Here is an 18,349-nt window from a genome sequence, read left to right on the forward strand (position 1 = left end):
CATGGCGGCCAAGCTGAAGGTCTTCACCTGGTCCGACGGCTTCCATGCCTTCACCGTCGCCACAAGCTCGCGACCCAAGGCTTTGGAGGCCTGGGGCTCAAAGCAGGATCTGTTCGCAACCGGCCTGGCGAGCCAGCTTTCCGGCGGACCGGATTACGAGGCCGCCCTAGCCTCTCCTGGCGAGGTCGTCGAGCGCGGGCTTGCGATCGATGTCGGCAAGATCGGCAAGGCGAAACCCGCCAAACCTCGGGAACCGTCCAGGGCGAAGGCCGCCAGGATTGAAAAGCTGAAGACGGCGTTGGCCGATTTGGACGAACGCCGTCAGGCCGAGATGGCTAATTTCGAAGAACGACAGGCCGCGCTGAATCAGGCGCGTCAGGAGGCGGAGACGACCTATGAGGCGGAGCGCAAATCCCTGGCTGCGGCTCTGAAAAAGGCCAAAGCCTGATGTGCAACCTGTACCGCCAACGCTCCGGCCCCCAAGCCATATTGGATGCGGCGAACGCCATGCGATCGACCGTCGGAAACCTCGCGCCGGGCGACGTCTATCCCGACTATCCCGCGCCGATCGTGCGCTGGGAGGGCGCAGAGCGCATTCTGGCTTCGGCGCGCTGGGGCATGCCGTCATCCCAGAAGATGATCTTCGACAATGCGACGAGACGTGCCGACAAGCTAAGGGCCAAAGGCGGCGAGGTCGACTTTCAGAAAGTCCTCGAGTTCGAACCCGACAGCGGCACGACCAACGTCCGCAACACCAGCTCCGGCCATTGGCGCCCATATCTGTCGCCGGCATCTCGATGCCTGGTGCCTTTCACTGCCTTCAGCGAACCGGGCCGTGATGCGGCCGGAAAATACCAACCCGTCTGGTTCAAGCTTGCGGGAGACGAACCCAAGCCGCTCGCCTTCTTCGCCGGCATCCACCTCCAAGCCCACACGAGCGTCCGCAAGATCAAGACCGGCATGGAGACGATCGATGTCTTCGCCTTTCTGACGACCGAGCCTAACGCCGAGGTCGGCGCGGTTCACCCCAAGGCCATGCCGGTGATCCTGACGCAGTCCGACGAGATCGAGGCCTGGATGACGGCGCCGTGGGAGACGGCCAAGGCGCTGCAGCGCCCGCTGCCCGACGGCGCTTTGTCAGTTATCGACGCCTAGGCCACGTAAAGCCTCTGATAGTTGTTTAAAGACGATCCGGTCCCGTCCTGGCGGTCAACACAAGTTCTGCGGTCAACGGATCAGGCGAAAGGCCCCAACGTGCGAGCGCCGCATCGAACACACTCGGATCGGGCGCCACGGCGGCAAACAGGGTCATCGACGAGCGGAATTTGAGGTCATCGGGCGATCCGAACAGCTGATGCACCGAAACCGCCGGCGCTGTGGTCGCGCTCTGGGCAGCGCGGATGAGACGCGCCCCTAGAACGGGATGCAGCAGATAGGCTTGCGCCTCCGCGAGCGATCCGATCCCATACAAGGCAGCCGTCGAAGACCGTCCCAACGACCGCGCCTGGGGGAAGACGAACCACATCCAGTGGCTTGTCTTGCGACCCGCCGCGAGCTCGGCCATCGCCGTTTCGAACACGGGGTCTTGAGCTAGGACGAAACGGTCGAGTGCTGTGGTCATTCGGGCGCTTCGCCCAGACTGGCGAACCAGTCCGCATAGGTGGTGTTTCGCGCCATGTGCCGATTGAGATCCGGCGAGCCGTCGGTCCACCACACCGGGCCCCGCTCCCCCAATCCGACCTTGGCCTTGTCGACGCTGCGCCTCGCTGCGGCCAGTGCGTCCGTATCCTCAGACGCCAGCGCTGTCCTCGCGGCCCGGCGCGCCGACATCAGATCATGCACCAGCTTATCCCTCGCCTCCGCCGATAGAGCGGGATTGGAGCACCGCCACAGCCGGCCTCGCACCACGAAATAGCGGCCGTCGGGGGTCGTGGGATATCGGAGGGGCTGCGTCATCGTCGGGACAACGCACAGCGAACCGGGATGGCGCCGCCCACAGGGCGATCCACAACGCCGTTGCGATCCGCCTTGACTCTCATACGCTCAAATAAGAACAAACACGGAACATTTAGCTCGCATTCGGTTTCAGGAGAATATGTCCGCCGCCCCACCATCCTTCCGGGCGCTCCGCGCGGAGATCGCACGCATCGAGGCGGGTCGACGTCCGCCTGGCGGCGTGCTGCCGTTCGGCCTGGCCGCGCTTGATCGCCGGCTGCCCGCCGGCGGCCTGGCGCTCGGCGCGCTGCATGAGGTGGCCGGCGGCGGTCACGGGGCCATCGACGGGGCCGTCGCCGCCTTGTTTACGGCCGGTGTGGCAGCGCGCACCCAGGGGCCGGTGCTCTGGTGTGTGACCCGCCCGGACCTGTTCGCGCCGGCGCTGGAGCAGGCGGGGCTGTCCTCGAACCGAGTCATCTATGTGGAGGCCGGCGACGAGGCCGGATTGCTGGCCGCCTTCGAGGACGGCCTGCGTCACGGCGGCTTCGGCGCGGTCGTCGGCGAAGTGGCCCGCCTGTCCATGACGGCGTCCCGGCGGCTGCAGCTGGTCGCCCAGGACACGGGCTCGCTCGGCCTGGCGGTGCGACGATGGCGTCGTCAGGCCGAGGCGGCGGACTTCGGCCAGCCGACCGCCGCCGCCACCCGCTGGCGGGTCACCGCCCTGCCCTCCGCCCCCCTGCCCGTGCCCGGCGTCGGCCGCCCGCGCTGGTTTGTCGAACTGATCCGTTGCCGCGCCGGAGCCTGCGCGGATTTCGAACTGGAAGCCTGCGATGAGACGGGTCGTCTCGCTCTACCTCCCCACCTGGCCGACCGATCGGCTGCGACGCCGTCTTGGACCCGACGCGCCGTCGCCTGATACGCCGATGGTCCTGGTCGGGCGCCAGGGCCGCAAACGCGTCGTTCTGGCCGCCGACCTCGCCGCCCGCGCCCATCGGCTGCATCCCGGCATGGCCGCGACCCAGGCCCGGGCCCTGGTCGCCGATCTTGTCCTCCATCCCTTCGATCCGGCAGGCGACGCGGCCGCCCTGGACCAGCTCGCCCTTTGGGCGCTGCGCCGCTATGCGCCGATCGTGGCCGCCGACCCGCCGGACGGCCTGGTGCTCGACGTCACCGGGGCCGGTCACCGCTATGGCGGCGATGAGGGCCTGCTCGAGGATCTGATCGCCCAGACCGCCGCTGTCGGCCTGGGCGCCCACGCCGCCCTCGCCGACACCTGGGGCGCCGCCCATGCCCTGGCCCGCAACCTCGCCGAACCGACGATCGTCGTCGCGCGCGGGGGGCCTGCCATCCGTCGCCTGCCCTTGCGCGCCTTGCGCCTGCCCGCCGACATGGTCGATGGCCTGGGACGTCTGGGGATCGACACCATAGGCGAACTGGAGGCCAAGCCTCGCGCGCCTCTGGCCCTGCGCTTCGGGCCGGAACTGATCCGCCGACTGGATCAGGCCTACGGTCGCGCCCAGGAGCCGATCACCCCGATCGACGCTCCGGAACTGATCCAGGTCCGGCGGGTCTTCGCCGAGCCGATCGGCGCGCCCGAGACCCTGGCACGCTACACGCTGAAACTGGTCGAAGCCCTGAGCGAGGCGCTCGAGGCTCAGGGGCTTGGCGCGTCGCGGCTCGACCTGCGGTTTGAACGGATCGACAACCGGACCGAGGCCGTCCGCGTCGGCCTGGCGCGCCCCGTGCGCGATGTCGCGCGGCTCACACGCCTGCTGTGCGACAAGATCGAAACCGTCGATCCTGGTCTCGGCGTGGAGGCCATGGTTCTGGCCGCACCGGTCGTCCTACCGCTGGACTGGTCGCCGAGTTCCGGCGATCTGGGCGGCCCGGCGACGCCGGACATCGGCGATCTCGTCGATCTGCTCGCCAATCGTCTCGGCCCGCAGAACCTGTATCGACTGGCCCCCGCGCAGAGCGACGTGCCGGAACGCTCGATCCGCAAACTGCCGCCGACCGCGCCGCCGGTGCCGGAAACCTGGACGCGACGCTGGCCGCGCCCTTCCCGGTTGCTCGCCCAACCCGAAGCCATCGAGGCCGTCGCGCTTATGCCCGATCAGCCGCCGGTCGCCTTTAGCTGGCGCGGCGTTCGTCATCGCGTCAGGCGCGCTGACGGTCCTGAGCGGATCTTCGGCGAATGGTGGCGGCGTGACGGCGAACGCGATGCGGTGCGCGACTATTTTCAGCTGGAGGACGAAGCTGGCGCGCGCTTCTGGGTCTTTCGACGCGGCGATGGCGAACAGTCTCAGACCGGCGATCTCAGCTGGTGGCTCCACGGGCTCTTCGGCTGACACCTTTCGACCGGGGTCAATGTCAATCTCGAGTGGTCCGCGCTGTCTCGGAATTGCTGACCGTCGGCCTTGGCTGCCGCTTGTTGATCGGACAAATAGCATGTCTGCATGGCCCTCCCCAGCAATACCGGTTGTACCGGGCCACGTCTGACAGGCACGGGCAAGGCGAGGGATACGCGGTAGCCGGTAGATGCAACCTAATGCCCGTCAGGATCGCCATCGCGAAACCGCCACTTCATGATCAGGACGCAGGCCGCCATGACCAGGGCAAAACTGTTCGACACAGCCACCGGCCAGGCTCGGGTCATGACGCCATAGACCACCCAGAGGATGAAACAGGTGACGGTGAGCGAATAGGTCTTGAGGCTGACCGAAGACGCGTCGCGCTCTTTCCAGATTTTGAGGGCTTGGGGCGCAAAGCTCGTGATCGAGCAGACCGCCGCCGCTGTACCCACAATGTTGGCTGTCAGGTCGCTCATGGAGGGGCAACGGCGCCCCTTGGGTCACCGTTCCTGTGTGCGAAAACGCACCTCTACAGTGGCGAAGCCGCGCGGGGATAGGACGTTTCCAATCCCGATTTCTGCCCCCGTCGCGGCGCCGGCCTGTCCTCTCAACGACGACGCCTCAGCTCTCGCAAAAAAGAAGGACCGGGTTGCTGAACCGTTGACCCGTCTTGGGGTTGACCCTCGGCAGGGAGCGCTGACCGCCATGACCATCGTCAATCCATTGGGCGTCGCCCCGATGCCTTCGTTTACCAATGCGGCCGCCCTTGCCGGCATCGCGCTGTTCGATCCGGACGGGCACAATCCGGGCAATCTGCACGATCAGGCGTCCAGAGAGATGCTGGTTTCTCGCCTGGCGCGCCTTCTGCGCCTCCCGGTCATTGATGTCGTTGAAGATGCGGAAGACGTCGGACCCGACGTCTTGCTGGTGCCTCGCGACACCCTGATCGGTGAAGACATGACCTCGCGCACGGTCTTCACCGCGGGCAATCTGTTAGGCGGCCGCGTGCCCCACCGCTTCATCGCGACCAAAGCGATCACCCACGGCCTGATCGATCGGTCCGCGACCTGCCCGCCCGGCTGGTCCAACACCATGGCCGACCGTCTGGGCGATGCGGCTCTGGACGGCTACACCGCCTTCTGCGTTGCCGACGCGATCGAAGCCGGTCGACGCCTCCTGGAAACCGGGCCTGTCCGCGTAAAGGATGTCCTGGCCAAGGCAGGGCTGGGCCAGACGGTCGTCGAAACGCCTGAGGCGCTCGTCGCCGTCATCGCCGATCAGGACCAAGCGCAAATCGCCGCCTTCGGCGTCGTCCTTGAGGAAAACCTGCTCGGCGTGGAAACCTACAGCGTTGGAACCCTGTCGGTCGGCGGACTACGCATCAGCTATGTCGGCGATCAGCGGGAAACGACGGATCACAAGGGACGCGAGGTGTACGGCGGTTCACGACTGAGGTGCGTCAGGGGCGATCTCGATCGATTGACTCACCTCGGACTGACCCCCGAGGCGGTGGAAGCGGTACGTTGCGCCGCCGTGTTCGACGACGCCGCCCAGCGCGCCTATCCGGACTTGGTTCTGACCCGCCGGAACTACGATGTCCTCGCCGGCAAGGATGCGCGAGGGCGAAGGCGAGTAGGCGTTCTGGAGCAGTCGTGGCGGGTCGGCGGCGCGACGGGCGCGGAAATCGCCGCCCTAGAGGCCTTCGCGGCGTCGCCGGCGCTGACTTCCGTCGAAACCGCCACGGTCGAGGTGTACGGCCTCGCCGATGTCGGACCGGAGGATGTCGTCTATTTCCGGGGTGAGGACCCCAAGGTCGGGCCGATGACGAAATACGTCACGAGGACAGCGTGATCGCGCCTGAAGAGATCGACGAGGGCCGGGTTCGACTGACTGTCGACGGACAGAAGCTGACCGGTACCCTTCTGACTCCGGAAGCGCCCGTGCCGGGATTTCTGTTTGTGCACGGCTGGGGCGGCGATCAGGAAGAAGACCTGGGCCTGGCAGAGGATCTCGCTCGACTGGGCTGCGTCTGTTTCACCTTCGACCTTCGAGGCCATGCCGAAAGCGATGCGAGCCGAGACGAGGTCACTCGGCAGAATGGGTTGGACGACGTCACAGCGGCCTATGACTACCTGGCGTCCCAGCCTCTGATCGATCCCGGTGCGATCGGCGTGATCGGCACGAGCTACGGAGGCTATTTGTCGGCTCTGCTGACGAGCATCCGTGACGTGCGCTGGTTGGCGCTGCGTGTCCCGGCCCTCTATCCGGACGAGCACTGGGAGGTCCCCAAGGCCAAGCTCGATAAGGACGCGGTGCGCGCCTATCGACAACAGCTGCGAACGCCGCAGGAAGACAAAGCGCTATCGGCCTGCGCCGCGTTCAAGGGCGACGTCCTCATCGTGCAGTCGGGCAAGGACGATCGCATTCCGCCCGAAGTCATCGCCTCATATCAGGCAGCCTTCAAGGACGCGAACTCGTTCAGCCACAGGATCATCGCCGAAGCGACCCACGCGATGCGCGATCCCGCCCATCAGCGGCTTTACGCCACCCTGCTGATCAACTGGGTCGAGGAAATGGTGCGGGCGAGCCGCCGGTCTTATCGGTGAGCCTGTCGCCAGCGCCCAACGCCCAGCGCAGGCGCCCTTATCGCAGCCGCATTACCCGCTACGACGCTTTCATCTCTGGAACGCGGCGCGTCGCGCCTCGTTGATGGCGTAGGTAAACGGAGACCCAGCATGACCGACCTCTCGAACATCAAAGAACATATGGAAGTGATCGGCGCCGACGGCGTCCATCTCGGCACCGTCGATAAGGTCGAAGGCGATCGTATCAAGCTCACCAAGGCCGACAGCGGCTCGCATAGTGATCACCACCACTACCTCTCGGGCGGTCTGGTCGCCGAGGTCGAGGGCAATCAGGTGCGCCTGTCGGCAAACGCCGACAACGCCGCTCTTCTCGAGGAAGAAGAGGCCGGCGAGGCGATCGCCGACCTTAAATAGTGTCGGTGATTCAGGATAATGATGCCGTCGCCGCACAGCTGCTGGCCATCCGCGAGCAGCTGACAACCGAAGTGTGGTCAACCGCCGTGGCCGCCGCGACGTCCGGCGACCACGAGCGCATCCGTGATCTGGTGAAGCTGAAGGTCGATATCGAAGCCATCGACTTCGCCCTCGGACACCGGCCGGCGGGCAGAGCTGAGGGAGACGAGAGATGATCGACCTGAACATCGCCAGCGCCGACGCTTTGGACGGGATTGAGATGTTGCGCGGCCACGGGTTCGAAATCGTTCGTTATCGGGAGGAAAGAGGTCGTTTCACCAGCCTTCGCCAGCTCGATGAGGTACCGGGTTTGAGCGGCAAGACTGACGGCGTCGAAGCGCACGTTTCGGTCAAAGCCACGAGTTCAGCGACCTAGCCAGCTACGCAATAACGGCCCAATGCTTGGCCGTCGCCTGATCAAGATCGCTTCCTCACTCGAGAAGACGGACACTGAACTGCGTCGGCTCGTTGAGTTTCATACGTACGGCGAGCCTGCGCTTTGAAAGACGGCAATCCTAAAAGGGATTTGCAGGATCTTTTCGTGCGGCAGCGATTTCGGCCGGCGTTGGGTCGCGGCGGATGATCAAATCATCCGACGACCAGTCGACCAGTCCGAGATCCGCCATCGCCGTCAGCCAACCGTCCATCGGCCAGATCGACCAGGCGGCGTGGAAGCGTTTGGCGTTGGCGATCAGGGCGCGGAAATGCTGCAGGGGCGGATCATAGCCGTCATGATGTTGGTGGAAGACCGGCGCGCCGCCGGCGAAGAGCAGCGGCAGGCCCTCTCGCGCAATGCGGAAGCCTAGGTCCGTGTCTTCGGCGCCGTAGCCGACATAGGTCTCGTCGAACCCGCCAAGCCGATGGAAGGTCGAGCGACGGAGCGCGAAAGCCAGAGACCAGAACAGGCCCGGATTGCCCTCCGGGCTTTCGCCTTCCCGTGGAAAGGGGCGCACGGGATGGGGTCGCCCGGCGGCGCTCAGATCGACTTCCGACAGGGGTCCCGGCCGGACGGCACCAGCGGGAAGATAGAGCACCTCTGGACAGATGACGGCGTCATGCTCGGCGAGCACCGCCTGCATCCGGTCGCAAACTGCCGACGACACGATGCAATCCACATCCAGAAACAGCAGAATATCGCCCGACGCCAAGGCGGCCGCCAGATTTCGGGCGGCGGCCAGAGGCAGGGCGTCGCCCGCCAGACGTTCGACGCGGACCGGAAAACCCAACGGCGGCAGCCTCACGGGCGCATCGCTCATGTCGACGACGATCAGTTCGTCGGGCGGCGAGGCGCTGAGCATCAATCCCTCGACCAATCGGTCCAGATGCGCCTGCCGGTTGCGAACCAGCGTCAGAGCGGACAGCGTCGTCATCGCCGGCTCCACAAATCCAGCCGATAGTTCGGATGCTTTTCGGCGAGATCCACCTGCATGAGCTCCGATAATCCAAGCCAGAGGCGCTCGACGGCGTCGTCGGCGGTCTGGGGATAGTCAGTCTCGCCAGTCCAGTGCACCAGAAGAACGCGTCCCCCCTCGACCAAACCGTCGGCGATGCGTTGCGCCGCAAAGTCCAGATCGGCGTCGCTCCAGTAATAGGCGACTTCGGACAGGACGACGAGATCCAGCCCGTCCAGAACCGGACAGTCGCGAGGGAAGGCCGCAGCCGCGAACCGGACGTTCGGCCGCCCCGACAGACGCTGGCGCGCCCGCTCCAGGGCGGTCGGGCTGACGTCGATCGCCAGCAGATGATCGCAGACCGCGCTCAGCCGCTCGGTCAGGACGCCGCCCGCACAACCGACCTCGAGCGCAAAAGCCGCTCGCCGCGCCGACAGAGCGGCGATGGTGCGATCGAACTTGGCCGCCTCATAGGGGCTGGAGGCCAGACTCCACGGATCGGCGTCCCCGGCGAAGATGCCTTCGAAATAGGCGGCGGGAAGCGAGCGTTCAGCCATAGGCGTCGCGCCGATAGAGGGTGTCCGAGGCGGCGCGCAGCCCCCTCTCCTTCTCAAGCCGGAACCCTTGGCCGAACATCGGCGTCAACTGACTTTGATGGCTCGATAAGGCGTACGCTCTGAGGCCGGCCCTAAGAGGTCGCGTCGTGATCCGTAGTTTCGACCCGGGCGGAGCCGCCCCCCACACGACATAATCGAACACGGCGACCGGCCGGCGGGCCAGCCCGGCCGCGCGGCGCGCAAGCTGGGCCGCCGCCTGATGATCGCAATGGGGATCGTCTGGTCCAGTGACGGCGATCGCATCGACGCGCCGATCACGGCACAGGGCGGCCAGACGACGGGCGGTCGCCTCGAATACCGTGCTGCCAGGAGAAGCGGGCTGAGCATCAGGCCAATCCAGAAACACGGGCGCCGCAGCCGCATCCCCCGCCAACCGTCGAACGGCGCGCCCTGCCTCCAGGCGTCGGGTCCGGATGAGCCTCGCACGGGAGGCCGCATTCGAATGATCGTGCGAACCCGCACCGTCGGTGAGGATCACGACGCCCGCCAACCGCCCAGCCTCGGCCGCCTGATGGATCAAGGCGCCGGCGCCCAGCGTCTCGTCGTCGGCATGCGGGGCGATGACCAGCCACCGCGCGGATCGCCAGGGCGAACGCTCCAGCGCCAGGGTCGCCAGCCGGCCGGTTTTCTCGCTCACCATAGGGCGTCGCCCTCGCCCCAGAGATCGCGATCCAGCCAGGTCTTGGCCGCCTGGTCCTTCGCATAGTCGGGTCCGGCCTGCCGAAGATAGAGGCTGAGATCACGGGTGATCTTGTCGATGCGCTCGCCGTCGAAGGCGCTGCGCGTCCCGACCGACCGCGCCGCCAACTCCATTACATCTAGGGCGCTGCGTTCGACGACGCCGCGCGTGGCGCGGGCGAAATCCCCGGCGTCCGGCGCTTCGGAGGCCGCGCGGATCGCGGCTTCGCGGACCCAGAGCCAGGCCGTCCGCATCGCAACGACCGCATCGGCAAAGCGCGCGCGCTGGATGGAATCTGCGCGCGCGGCGTCGGACAGCGCGTCACGCATCGCCATGACCAGGCCTTCGACGCCGCCCAACTGCACCGCCGTAAATCGCCAGGCTCCGGCCGTGAAACGCGGTTCGCGATCATAGTCTCCAGGACGTCCGAGCCGCTGATCGGCATCGACCGTCAACCCGGTCACCTCATAGCGCCCGCTGGTCGTTGCGCGCATGCCGCGGACGCGCCAACCGCTCAGATCGGCCCTCTCGGGTTCGTTCGCCGGCACGACGATCAGCTGGCGTTCGCCCTGTTCCGGCTGGGCGGTGATGATCGCATATTCCAATCCGCCCGCGCCGGTCGCGAACATCTTGGCGCCCTGCAGCCGGTCGCCGACCAGACGAACGCCGGGCGGCGGTTCCGTCGCCCAGACGCCGAACCAGCCGCCCTGCGCCACAACCTTCCCCAGCCAAGCCTTCTGGGCCGGGTCCGCGTACCAGTCGAACAGCGCCAGGGCGTTGACATGTCCTTCGAACAGTCGGCCGACGCTCAGATCCGACCGTCCCACGCTGCGTAGAGCGTTCATCAATGCCAAGGCCTTGTGGAGTGGATTGTCATAGGCCGTTCCGCCGCTTTGAACCGGAGCGAACCGCCGCCCCCAACCCTCCGACGCGAGCAGCGTCAGACTCTCGGCGGGATATCGCGGCGCGGCGTCGTAGCGCGCACCTAGCGCCGCCAATCTAACCTCAAGTTTTAGAGGCGATGACGCGGTCGGCGTTGCTTCCAGAGCTGTCATCGGCGTGCCTTAAGCTCTGATGCGAGATCGACAAGCCAGGGTCCGGCGGCGCCGAGTCCCTGCCCGCTGATCTGCTGCCGATCAGCGGGCGACAGTGCGAGTGCTGACTGAAGGATGCCCGGCCATTCGTGAGCGTGCGGCCACTGCGCAAGAACGATGGCGGAGCCCAAATCCGCCAACCGTTCGGCCTTCGCGATCTGCTCATTGTAGGCGCGAGGCTCGGGAAGACAGACGAAGGGCTTGTCGGCCGAAACCACCGCATTCAGCAGGCCGTCTCCCGCGCCTCCGACGATGATCTCGGCCTTTTCGATCTGGTCGCCGATGGCGTCGATCCAGCCCGCCAGCTTTAGGTTCGGCGGCATGACCGGTGGAGGTTCGATCGGCCCAACCCCGGTCCACAAGCGATCGGGCGTTGCCTCTGCAGCTAACGCCAGCCTAGCGCCATCCAACGGTTCGCCGCCTCGCCCATGAACGACCAGGACGCCGGAGCCTCGGGTCGATACTGGTTGCCGCCTGGGTGCGAAGTACTGCGTCTTGTCGCGCACCTCTCTGGCCCCCATTCCATCGAGCCGCTCATGAAACGGCGCAAGCAAGGCTTCCGCGCCGCGGAAGGCGTCCAGATGGGCCGGGTCCGATCGATCGCCCGCGAGGCGGACATAGACGACAGGCGTCGCAGACAGCCGGGCCAGCATCGCCATCTCGACCGACACATCGATAACCATCAGAGCCGGCTTGGCGTCGCTGATCCACTGAGCGAACCTAGCGGTTCGCGCGCGGACGCCCGCGTGATGGTAGGGGGCGTAATGCAGCGCCTGAGGCCGGACAGGCGCTTCATCCTGGCCGGAGAAGCGGTCTCCCTTATGGGGCCTGTCATCCTCCAGATCCACGCAGGCGATGTCTCCTGTTCGCCCCTTTAGTCCCGTTCCGAGCAGGACAAAGCGCTCGGGCGCGGCGGCGGCGATTTCCAGAGCCCGCTGACGGTGGCCGTCGCCCTGATGGTGGACATAGTAGCCGATCGGAGCCTTCACGCTGCGGCTCTCGCAACGCCGTCGGCCCAACCTCGTAAATCCATGTCGAGCGGCAGGGCGGGCAGCTGGGTTTCCAATGCCGGCAGCCGCCTGACGCTCGCCGCGTCGTGTCGCTGACCCCGGCGCCAACTCGCCCGCTGTCGCCAATGCGAAAAGTCCGGTGCCATGATCGGACCGCCTTTCCGCGCCTGATCGAACAAGCGGGTCATATCCTCCGCCATCCCCCCGGCGGCGCGGCCCGTGGTGCGTGCCGACACGCGGGTCCACACCGCCAAGGGATGCACAAGCCGGGCCCCCTGCGCCTGAGCGGCGATCACAAGCGCCCGATCCTCACCCGTCGGCTGTTCCGGCACGCCGCCGGCTGACAGATAAGCCGCCGCCGTGATGGCGAGGCTGGCTCCGGTGTGATCGCCATGCCGAGGGGCCGGATCATGTGGCGAAGGGTCGATCTCGTCCTCAATCATGCGAACTTCACGCCAGTAGGCGTCCCATAGTCGCCGCAGAGCCGCGACATCCGCCGAGATCGGTTCCGCTTCATCCAGCACCAGCCGTCCGCCCACCAGATCGGCTCCATCCGCGATGGCTGCGAGATTGGCGGACAGCCAGTTCGGCGGCGGCCGCGTGTCGGCGTCCGTCGAGATCAGAACGCCATTGGATCGATCTCCGAGATGCTCGAGACCGACGGACATGGCCGCGCGACGCGCCGCGCCGGCATGCGCGCGATGCTCCGGGAAGGTCTGCAGATCGACGACGATGTCCAGTCGATCCTTCCACCGATCGGCCGCTGCCTGCGCCTGAGGGAGCGAACCGTCCGTGGAGTTATTGATGCAGAGCGCGACCGAAATCCTGCTTTGAAGATCCTGCGCGGCCAAGGCGGCCAGAAGCACAGGAAGACGCCGTTCCTCATTCCGCGCGGGCACGCAAACGCAGAAGGCAGATTCGCCCGTCATGCGATCAACCGATCTTCCAGCGCGTCATTGGCCTGCATCTGCCCTGCCGCAGCCGCCTGAATCATCTCGCCGTAGAGCCCTTCGTAGGCGGTGATCATCCGGCGCACATCGCAGGCCGCCTCGGCGCGGGCGCGGCAGGCCGACCGAGACAGGCCGACCGCCCGGACGATGGCGCGCGCCAGATCCTGCACGTCGTCCGCGCGCGCCAGGGCGCCGCAGTCGGGGGTCAGGATCTCGGGAATGGCGCCCCGCGCGAAGGCGGCGACGGGCGTGCCGCACGCCAGCGCTTCGGCCACCACCAACCCGTAGGGTTCGTCCCAGCGCGGCGTGCAGACGAAGGCGGCCGCCTGCCCAATCTCCTTCGACAGCGTTTCGTGGTCGAGGTGGCCGATATAGGTGGTTTCGCGCGTCAATCTCGGAGCGATCTCGGCATCGAAATAGGCCTGATCGAGGATCGGGCCCGCGAACCGCAGGGCGATACCCGCCAATGCCGCCGCGTCCAGCGCCAGATGCAGCCCCTTCTCGGGCACGATCCGCCCATACCAGATCAAATGCCCGGCTTCGTCGTGACTCGCACGCCACGGAAAGCGCTCCAGGTCGATCCCGTTCAGAATGACCTGATCGATCGTCCGCACTGAACTCCATCGTTCGCGCATCGCCTCGGAAACGCCGACAAACCGCGCGAAGGGCGCGCTCGCTTCGCGGATACCGCTTTCCAGCCAACAAAACGGCGGCGTGTGGAGCGTGGTGACCATCGGCATCGGCAGGGTCTCGGCCATCGAGACCGGCAGATAGTGCAAACTGTTGTTGTGGATGACATCGAACGAACTGCGACGAAGCCGGCTCATCAACGACAGATAGGCGTGATGCTCTCGGAAGAAGGCGACGTCGCCCGCCTCTGCGGTCCCGACCTTGGCGATTTCCGTCTGGTCGCAGATCGCCTCCAAGCCTAACTCCGGGTCGGAGAGGGTCGCTGCAAAAAGAGTGACGTCATGACCGTTCAGCCGCAGTTGGCGACAGAGGAGATGCGTATGCATCTCCAGCCCGCCGGCGAAGGGTTCTGCGATCGGATATTTGAGATGTGCGATGACGCCGATGCGCATCCGTACCGCCGTGATCGACAACCCGATCCCCCTCGGATCGGTCCATGGCGTAAAGCCTGAAGGTCAAAGCTATGCCGAGGACATTCGTTCCTGTGTGCGATAATGGTCTCAAGCCGATCGGAGGCGTTCGGGCTTTTTTGAGCCAGCAGAAACCTGCGTATTTTGTTTGGGATGATCCAATGAAAACGCGCGAGCGCCGCTGAAAGCGGTCAGCCCCGGAGCGATAAACTACTCGGCGCGTTCTCTGGACTAGCTAAAAGGACCCAACCATGACCAACCTTTTCGCCTCCACATTCGCAACACGTCGAGACGCCGAGCTTGTGGTCGAACGGCTCGTTCAAACCCATGGCATGGAACGAGACGCCATTCAGGTCGCCCCTGAAGGCGAGGCGAACACGGTTGGAGACAGGCCTTCGAGCGGAGACGTCGAAGCCGACAGCCCCAGCGTCGACTCTCGGTCGGACGTGCCGATCGCCGGCCGTGTCAAAGTCGTCGTGTCTGCAGAAACCGATGACGAGGAACAGACGATACGCGCCGCATTCGTCGAATTTGGCGCCAAGGACGGATGACCCTCATGCGAGCCGGTCCTCGGCTACGTCGCGTTGATCCTGTGACAAGGGCCGCAGCGTCCCGACGCCTCTGTTCTCAAGGATGACGTCCGTGGAATCGCTCATCGATGCCAAGCTTCATCGCCTCGGCGACCTCTCGAACGACGATCGCGGACGGCTTGGAGACCTCCTAAGTGGGCGCCGTCGCGCAGCAGCCGGCGAAGCCTTGGTGGAAGAGGGCAATCGACCCACGTTCAGTACGCTGCTGCTCTCGGGATTTGTCGGCCGAGTCTCGACCCTGGCGGACGGCGGTCGTCAGATCACAGCGATTAGCATTCCCGGGGACTTCATCGATCTGCATGGCTTTCTTCTGAAAACGATGGACCACAGCCTTGTAGCCTTGTCTGACGTCACTGTTGCGGTTGTCCAGCACGCCGACTTGAGGCGCGTGACGGAACACGCCCCTCGCCTTGCGCGAGCGCTTTGGCTTGAAACGCTGATAGATGCGGCCATCCACCGGCAGTGGCTGGTGGCGCTGGGACGCAGAGACGCAGGGACAAGACTGGGCCAGTTGATCTGTGAACTCTACCTCCGTCTGGAAGCCGTAGCCCTCGCCCAAGACCACACCTTCGAATGCCCTCTGACCCAATCGGACCTAGCGGACATGCTGGGGATGTCGAGCGTCCACGTGAACCGCTCGCTCAAGGTCCTTCGCGACACGGGCCTGGTGCGATGGCGGAATGGTCAGGTGTGGATCGACGACTGGACGGCGCTGACCGAGCGCGTCGCCTTCGACGCCTCCTATCTCGATCTGAAGCTGTCGAGGTCCTCAAGCGGCGCGCCGATCGCGAGACGGCGGACGGCCTAAATCTATCCGAAGCTCATTAGCGCGCGGCCGCTGCGCCTCCATCTCCGCGCCTGCGCCGTCAGGCGCTCGCGATCCGGTTGGGACCGGACACATAGCGCCTGACGGGCAGCCCAGCGATACGGCGAAGCCGATCAACATCGAGCAGGGAAATCGTCTGGTCGGACCGTTTGATCAGATTCAGGCGATCCATTTCGCGAAGGGTTCTGTTCACATGCACCGGCGTGATCCCGATCAGGTCGCCGAGATCGCGCTGGGTCAAAGGCATATGGAACATGCCGCCCGGCGCATCGCCGCGTTCGGACAATCGATCGAACAGATTGGTCAGCGTGGCGGCGATGCGAACGTGTGCGGGTGCCTGACCAACCACGGCCAGACTTTCCATCAACGCGACACGCTCTTTCTGCGCGCTCAGAAAGAGCGAAAGCGCAATCCGCGGATAGGCCTCAAATGTCGCTATCAGCCTGGACCTCGATATCGCGTGCACAGCGATGGGCGTCATGGCGGTCAGGCAGTCGACCGTTGTCGTCAGGCACAAGCTCGGCGCTCCCAGGAGATCGCCCGGAAGATGGACCTTCACAATCTGCTGCTTGCCCGATGCAAGCGCGATGGACGATGCGACCCAGCCCTGGGTCAGCAGATAGAGATGCGAAGGTTCAGCCGCCTCATGACGCAACACATGGTGGCGAGGCCAATGCTGAACCGGCTCGAGAAGCCCGGCCAGCGCTGCACGCTCGCGAGATGACAGAGTGACGAATTCCCCCAACCGCCCCGGCGCATCGGATTGCGAATCGTTTGGGGGCGGCAGGTCCTCATCCATGCCCCGCGTTCCCCCAAACCCGGCATGCCTGCACTAACCCATGTAAAGGGCTGTCCGACGCACCTTCGGGGGTACTCTCGACAGGCTAGAAGCCTGTCCAAAATCGGACCTATGAAACTCAGCGGACGCACCAGGATTGGTTGTCTTTTGATCCGGCGAGAAGGCGACATGACCCGACATACGCCACACAGGGACAAGATTGATCATACGCGCGGCTTGGCGCAGGGCGGTCTAGGTGGTCCCGAGGACGAAATACTCGACGCGGGCCAGGAGGAGGTCTTCTCCCGCACCGAAGTCGAGCAAGGCGAGACCGAACACCACCGGGGCGAAGAGACGCCGGGGCTCAGGCCGTGACACGCGGCCTGAAGACGCGCATTCCGGAAACAGCGGCGCACCTTTGCATCGACATGCAGCGCATGTTCGTGGAAGGGACCGAGTGGCATACGCCCTGGGCAGCCAAAACGCTTCCGGCCATCGAGACGCTATGCGCTGCAAGGCTTGAAAAGCTGTGGTTCACCCGATTCATCCCCGCCGCAACGCCCGATGAGGCGGAAGGCGCCTGGTGCGACTATTGGCGGCGTTGGTCGACCATGACGAAGAACGCTCTTGATCCGGCGATGTTGGATCTGGCGCTTCCGCTTCAGCGGTTCGCGCCGCCCGCCCAGATCATCGACAAGACGGTCTATTCCGCCTGGTCAGGCACACGCCTCCACAAGGCGTTCAAAGATCAGGGTGTCGATACGCTCGTCGTAACGGGGGCGGAAACTGACGTTTGCGTTCTCTCGACCGTGCTCGGAGCCATCGATCTGGGCTATCGCATCGTGGTGGTCAGCGACGGGGTCTGCAGTTCGGCTGATCAGCCTCACGATCACCTTCTGGCACTCTACAGCGACCGCTTCAGTCTGCAGGTCGAAACTGCCGAATGCCGAGAGGTGCTGGGGGCATGGGTGGCATGACCGTCCATCCTCCCGTTCTGCGCTATCAGATCCGCTACCGTGATGGCGGAGAGCCTGATACCCTGATCTCAAACGACATGGCTGACGCCATGGCCCAGGCGTCTCAGCGCGCAAAAGCGGTGGGTCAGGCTGTCGCCCTGTGGTGCGATGATCGGTGGATCGCCGACGTTGATTCAGCCCCGTCGCTCCTCTCGCCCGACTTGATCGCAAAGCTCGTCCATGCCGGCATCTATGTATTCGGCGCACCGGTCCGAGACCGGTGACGAGCTGATCTAGGCCGCCTCGGCCGCGATGGCTTCGGCGAACGCTGGAGACTGCGGACGATAGTGACAGCAGGCCACGCTCGCGAGAACGGCCTCATCCTTCAAAAGGATTCGTCCCCGCACGGTGCATAGGGCGCCGGCGGCGCGAAGGCTCTGACACGCCTGATTGATGCTGGATCGGCGCAGGCTCAGCAACGCTCCGATATTCGATTGTGACAGAGCGATCTCAAAGCCACCGGTAGCGCGATGAATATCCAGAAGAAAGCTGGCGACGCGAGAGATCGACCCATGCGACATGGCGCACCTCAAACGCGTCTCCATCGCCTTCAATCGCTTGACGCCGCCTGAAAGCAGAAATTGAACGCCTTCCTCACCCGCCTCCCGGCAGAAAGCCGCAACGGGTGCCCGGTAAACCAAGCCGTTCGACAGCCAGAGCCCTGGGCTTCCCCCTGCGATGTCGATCAGATCGCCCGCCGCAGCGACGCCGCAATGGGTTCCTCGTTTCCCGTCATCAAGAAGAAGACAACCGTCGAGAACGACAGCGATCTCGCCATCCGGACGATAGGGTCCGCCCGACACGACGGGAATGATCTCTCCCAGGCGTAGCGCGCGACTGCGACTTTCGAAGGAGAGCGGATCAAACGCCCGCCACAACGAAAGAATTTCCTCGCGCGGCTCTAGACATGGCGAGGTTTCGCCGGACGGTGTCGCAGGATCGAGCATAGGCGCATCCTGCGACTTTCCGGGCGT

The 18,349-nt window shown here is 65.2% G+C and carries 26 protein-coding genes; 14 read left to right on the top strand and 12 right to left on the bottom strand.

The window, feature by feature from the left end:
- The first annotated feature begins 1 nt into the window (after window position 1).
- The gene (locus tag BLR19_RS13700) at window positions 2-448 is read left to right on the top strand and encodes a hypothetical protein (protein ID WP_091752177.1); all 447 of its coding nucleotides are present in this window, start codon (window positions 2-4) and stop codon (window positions 446-448) included.
- A complete protein-coding gene (locus tag BLR19_RS13705; RefSeq protein ID WP_091752180.1) occupies window positions 448-1,155 on the top strand; it encodes an SOS response-associated peptidase in 708 nt (235 codons plus the stop codon). Before BLR19_RS13700 ends, BLR19_RS13705 begins: the two co-directional genes overlap by 1 nt.
- A gap of 25 nt (window positions 1,156-1,180) precedes the next feature.
- Here the strand turns inward: BLR19_RS13705 and BLR19_RS13710 are convergent, their stop codons facing one another.
- Together BLR19_RS13710 and BLR19_RS13715 are read right to left on the bottom strand one after the other, a co-directional pair.
- Window positions 1,181-1,621: a DUF1810 domain-containing protein gene (locus tag BLR19_RS13710; RefSeq protein ID WP_091752183.1), complete on the bottom strand. Its 441-nt coding sequence runs from the start codon at window positions 1,619-1,621 to the stop codon at window positions 1,181-1,183.
- A complete protein-coding gene (locus BLR19_RS13715) occupies window positions 1,618-1,956 on the bottom strand; it encodes a hypothetical protein (RefSeq protein WP_091752186.1) in 339 nt (112 codons plus the stop codon). Before BLR19_RS13715 ends, BLR19_RS13710 begins: the two co-directional genes overlap by 4 nt.
- Window positions 1,957-2,095: 139 nt before the next feature.
- Here BLR19_RS13715 and BLR19_RS13720 point away from each other — a divergent pair, with 139 nt between their 5' ends.
- Window positions 2,096-2,851 (top strand): ImuA family protein, encoded by a 756-nt coding sequence (locus tag BLR19_RS13720; protein WP_091752189.1) that lies wholly within the window; start codon window positions 2,096-2,098, stop codon window positions 2,849-2,851.
- Window positions 2,766-4,283 (top strand): Y-family DNA polymerase, encoded by a 1,518-nt coding sequence (locus BLR19_RS13725; protein ID WP_091752191.1) that lies wholly within the window; start codon window positions 2,766-2,768, stop codon window positions 4,281-4,283. Before BLR19_RS13720 ends, BLR19_RS13725 begins: the two co-directional genes overlap by 86 nt.
- A gap of 197 nt (window positions 4,284-4,480) precedes the next feature.
- Here BLR19_RS13725 and BLR19_RS13730 read toward each other — a convergent pair whose 3' ends face one another.
- A complete protein-coding gene (locus BLR19_RS13730) occupies window positions 4,481-4,762 on the bottom strand; it encodes a SemiSWEET family sugar transporter (protein ID WP_039248702.1) in 282 nt (93 codons plus the stop codon).
- Between the two features lie 229 nt (window positions 4,763-4,991).
- Here BLR19_RS13730 and BLR19_RS13735 point away from each other — a divergent pair, with 229 nt between their 5' ends.
- From BLR19_RS13735 to BLR19_RS13755, 5 genes are all read left to right on the top strand, one after another.
- Complete coding sequence (locus BLR19_RS13735; protein ID WP_176758360.1) at window positions 4,992-6,137, top strand: DUF3182 family protein; 1,146 nt, start codon at window positions 4,992-4,994, stop codon at window positions 6,135-6,137.
- The gene (locus BLR19_RS13740; RefSeq protein ID WP_218119431.1) at window positions 6,134-6,892 is read left to right on the top strand and encodes an alpha/beta hydrolase family protein; all 759 of its coding nucleotides are present in this window, start codon (window positions 6,134-6,136) and stop codon (window positions 6,890-6,892) included. Before BLR19_RS13735 ends, BLR19_RS13740 begins: the two co-directional genes overlap by 4 nt.
- Window positions 6,893-7,021: 129 nt before the next feature.
- The gene (locus tag BLR19_RS13745; RefSeq protein WP_091752197.1) at window positions 7,022-7,285 is read left to right on the top strand and encodes a DUF2171 domain-containing protein; all 264 of its coding nucleotides are present in this window, start codon (window positions 7,022-7,024) and stop codon (window positions 7,283-7,285) included.
- The gene (locus tag BLR19_RS13750; protein WP_091752200.1) at window positions 7,285-7,500 is read left to right on the top strand and encodes a hypothetical protein; all 216 of its coding nucleotides are present in this window, start codon (window positions 7,285-7,287) and stop codon (window positions 7,498-7,500) included. The genes BLR19_RS13745 and BLR19_RS13750 overlap by 1 nt, the downstream gene beginning before the upstream one ends.
- Window positions 7,497-7,700 (top strand): helix-hairpin-helix domain-containing protein, encoded by a 204-nt coding sequence (locus BLR19_RS13755; protein ID WP_039248693.1) that lies wholly within the window; start codon window positions 7,497-7,499, stop codon window positions 7,698-7,700. The genes BLR19_RS13750 and BLR19_RS13755 overlap by 4 nt, the downstream gene beginning before the upstream one ends.
- Before the next feature lie 139 nt (window positions 7,701-7,839).
- Here BLR19_RS13755 and BLR19_RS13760 read toward each other — a convergent pair whose 3' ends face one another.
- The 7 genes from BLR19_RS13760 to BLR19_RS13790 form a co-directional block, all read right to left on the bottom strand.
- Complete coding sequence (locus tag BLR19_RS13760) at window positions 7,840-8,694, bottom strand: glycosyltransferase family 2 protein (protein ID WP_091752280.1); 855 nt, start codon at window positions 8,692-8,694, stop codon at window positions 7,840-7,842.
- Window positions 8,691-9,272: a class I SAM-dependent DNA methyltransferase gene (locus BLR19_RS13765; RefSeq protein ID WP_091752203.1), complete on the bottom strand. Its 582-nt coding sequence runs from the start codon at window positions 9,270-9,272 to the stop codon at window positions 8,691-8,693. Before BLR19_RS13765 ends, BLR19_RS13760 begins: the two co-directional genes overlap by 4 nt.
- Entirely contained in the window at window positions 9,265-9,969 is a 705-nt protein-coding gene (locus BLR19_RS13770) for a PIG-L deacetylase family protein (protein WP_255366680.1), read from the bottom strand. The genes BLR19_RS13765 and BLR19_RS13770 overlap by 8 nt, the downstream gene beginning before the upstream one ends.
- The gene (locus BLR19_RS13775; protein WP_218119432.1) at window positions 9,966-10,856 is read right to left on the bottom strand and encodes an acyl-CoA dehydrogenase family protein; all 891 of its coding nucleotides are present in this window, start codon (window positions 10,854-10,856) and stop codon (window positions 9,966-9,968) included. Before BLR19_RS13775 ends, BLR19_RS13770 begins: the two co-directional genes overlap by 4 nt.
- Before the next feature lie 206 nt (window positions 10,857-11,062).
- Window positions 11,063-12,094, bottom strand: coding sequence for a glycosyltransferase (locus BLR19_RS13780; RefSeq protein ID WP_091752212.1), 1,032 nt, complete (start codon window positions 12,092-12,094; stop codon window positions 11,063-11,065).
- Window positions 12,091-13,044: a glycosyltransferase gene (locus BLR19_RS13785; RefSeq protein ID WP_091752216.1), complete on the bottom strand. Its 954-nt coding sequence runs from the start codon at window positions 13,042-13,044 to the stop codon at window positions 12,091-12,093. Before BLR19_RS13785 ends, BLR19_RS13780 begins: the two co-directional genes overlap by 4 nt.
- A complete protein-coding gene (locus tag BLR19_RS13790; protein WP_091752219.1) occupies window positions 13,041-14,147 on the bottom strand; it encodes a glycosyltransferase in 1,107 nt (368 codons plus the stop codon). Before BLR19_RS13790 ends, BLR19_RS13785 begins: the two co-directional genes overlap by 4 nt.
- A 269-nt stretch (window positions 14,148-14,416) precedes the next feature.
- Between BLR19_RS13790 and BLR19_RS13795 the strand changes: the two genes are divergently transcribed.
- Together BLR19_RS13795 and BLR19_RS13800 are read left to right on the top strand one after the other, a co-directional pair.
- A complete protein-coding gene (locus BLR19_RS13795) occupies window positions 14,417-14,716 on the top strand; it encodes a hypothetical protein (protein ID WP_091752223.1) in 300 nt (99 codons plus the stop codon).
- A gap of 82 nt (window positions 14,717-14,798) precedes the next feature.
- Complete coding sequence (locus tag BLR19_RS13800; RefSeq protein WP_091752226.1) at window positions 14,799-15,563, top strand: Crp/Fnr family transcriptional regulator; 765 nt, start codon at window positions 14,799-14,801, stop codon at window positions 15,561-15,563.
- Between the two features lie 58 nt (window positions 15,564-15,621).
- On the opposite strand, the gene BLR19_RS13805 is transcribed toward BLR19_RS13800, so the two are convergent.
- On the bottom strand, window positions 15,622-16,380 hold the full coding sequence (locus BLR19_RS13805; protein WP_091752229.1) for a Crp/Fnr family transcriptional regulator: 759 nt from the start codon (window positions 16,378-16,380) through the stop codon (window positions 15,622-15,624).
- A gap of 168 nt (window positions 16,381-16,548) precedes the next feature.
- On the opposite strand from BLR19_RS13805, the gene BLR19_RS13810 reads away from it, so the two are divergent.
- From BLR19_RS13810 to BLR19_RS13820, 3 genes are read left to right on the top strand one after another with little or no spacing between them, the layout of a single operon-like run.
- A complete protein-coding gene (locus BLR19_RS13810) occupies window positions 16,549-16,734 on the top strand; it encodes a hypothetical protein (RefSeq protein ID WP_091752231.1) in 186 nt (61 codons plus the stop codon).
- Window positions 16,731-17,336 (top strand): cysteine hydrolase family protein, encoded by a 606-nt coding sequence (locus tag BLR19_RS13815; RefSeq protein WP_091752233.1) that lies wholly within the window; start codon window positions 16,731-16,733, stop codon window positions 17,334-17,336. Before BLR19_RS13810 ends, BLR19_RS13815 begins: the two co-directional genes overlap by 4 nt.
- The gene (locus BLR19_RS13820) at window positions 17,333-17,599 is read left to right on the top strand and encodes a hypothetical protein (RefSeq protein ID WP_143007393.1); all 267 of its coding nucleotides are present in this window, start codon (window positions 17,333-17,335) and stop codon (window positions 17,597-17,599) included. Before BLR19_RS13815 ends, BLR19_RS13820 begins: the two co-directional genes overlap by 4 nt.
- Before the next feature lie 9 nt (window positions 17,600-17,608).
- On the opposite strand, the gene BLR19_RS13825 is transcribed toward BLR19_RS13820, so the two are convergent.
- On the bottom strand, window positions 17,609-18,322 hold the full coding sequence (locus BLR19_RS13825) for a Crp/Fnr family transcriptional regulator (RefSeq protein WP_091752238.1): 714 nt from the start codon (window positions 18,320-18,322) through the stop codon (window positions 17,609-17,611).
- Between the last annotated feature and the right edge of the window lie 27 nt (window positions 18,323-18,349).

Source organism: Brevundimonas sp. 374 (assembly GCF_900102995.1).
Lineage (GTDB): Bacteria > Pseudomonadota > Alphaproteobacteria > Caulobacterales > Caulobacteraceae > Brevundimonas > Brevundimonas vesicularis_C.

Bases quoted from the DNA above. Each gene is read 5' to 3' on its own strand.
- BLR19_RS13705 (WP_091752180.1), top strand. From the start codon at position 448: ATGTGCAACCTGTACCGCCAACGCTCCGGCCCCCAAGCCATATTGGAT.
- BLR19_RS13820 (WP_143007393.1), top strand. From the start codon at position 17,333: ATGACCGTCCATCCTCCCGTTCTGCGCTATCAGATCCGCTACCGTGAT.
- BLR19_RS13760 (WP_091752280.1), bottom strand. From the start codon at position 8,694: ATGACGACGCTGTCCGCTCTGACGCTGGTTCGCAACCGGCAGGCGCAT.
- BLR19_RS13730 (WP_039248702.1), bottom strand. From the start codon at position 4,762: ATGAGCGACCTGACAGCCAACATTGTGGGTACAGCGGCGGCGGTCTGC.
- BLR19_RS13700 (WP_091752177.1), top strand. From the start codon at position 2: ATGGCGGCCAAGCTGAAGGTCTTCACCTGGTCCGACGGCTTCCATGCC.
- BLR19_RS13725 (WP_091752191.1), top strand. From the start codon at position 2,766: ATGAGACGGGTCGTCTCGCTCTACCTCCCCACCTGGCCGACCGATCGG.
- BLR19_RS13825 (WP_091752238.1), bottom strand. From the start codon at position 18,322: ATGCTCGATCCTGCGACACCGTCCGGCGAAACCTCGCCATGTCTAGAG.
- BLR19_RS13785 (WP_091752216.1), bottom strand. From the start codon at position 13,044: ATGACGGGCGAATCTGCCTTCTGCGTTTGCGTGCCCGCGCGGAATGAG.
- BLR19_RS13720 (WP_091752189.1), top strand. From the start codon at position 2,096: ATGTCCGCCGCCCCACCATCCTTCCGGGCGCTCCGCGCGGAGATCGCA.
- BLR19_RS13805 (WP_091752229.1), bottom strand. From the start codon at position 16,380: ATGGATGAGGACCTGCCGCCCCCAAACGATTCGCAATCCGATGCGCCG.
- BLR19_RS13755 (WP_039248693.1), top strand. From the start codon at position 7,497: ATGATCGACCTGAACATCGCCAGCGCCGACGCTTTGGACGGGATTGAG.
- BLR19_RS13800 (WP_091752226.1), top strand. From the start codon at position 14,799: ATGACGTCCGTGGAATCGCTCATCGATGCCAAGCTTCATCGCCTCGGC.
- BLR19_RS13795 (WP_091752223.1), top strand. From the start codon at position 14,417: ATGACCAACCTTTTCGCCTCCACATTCGCAACACGTCGAGACGCCGAG.
- BLR19_RS13765 (WP_091752203.1), bottom strand. From the start codon at position 9,272: ATGGCTGAACGCTCGCTTCCCGCCGCCTATTTCGAAGGCATCTTCGCC.
- BLR19_RS13810 (WP_091752231.1), top strand. From the start codon at position 16,549: ATGACCCGACATACGCCACACAGGGACAAGATTGATCATACGCGCGGC.
- BLR19_RS13790 (WP_091752219.1), bottom strand. From the start codon at position 14,147: ATGCGCATCGGCGTCATCGCACATCTCAAATATCCGATCGCAGAACCC.
- BLR19_RS13735 (WP_176758360.1), top strand. From the start codon at position 4,992: ATGACCATCGTCAATCCATTGGGCGTCGCCCCGATGCCTTCGTTTACC.
- BLR19_RS13745 (WP_091752197.1), top strand. From the start codon at position 7,022: ATGACCGACCTCTCGAACATCAAAGAACATATGGAAGTGATCGGCGCC.
- BLR19_RS13775 (WP_218119432.1), bottom strand. From the start codon at position 10,856: ATGAACGCTCTACGCAGCGTGGGACGGTCGGATCTGAGCGTCGGCCGA.
- BLR19_RS13710 (WP_091752183.1), bottom strand. From the start codon at position 1,621: ATGACCACAGCACTCGACCGTTTCGTCCTAGCTCAAGACCCCGTGTTC.
- BLR19_RS13715 (WP_091752186.1), bottom strand. From the start codon at position 1,956: ATGACGCAGCCCCTCCGATATCCCACGACCCCCGACGGCCGCTATTTC.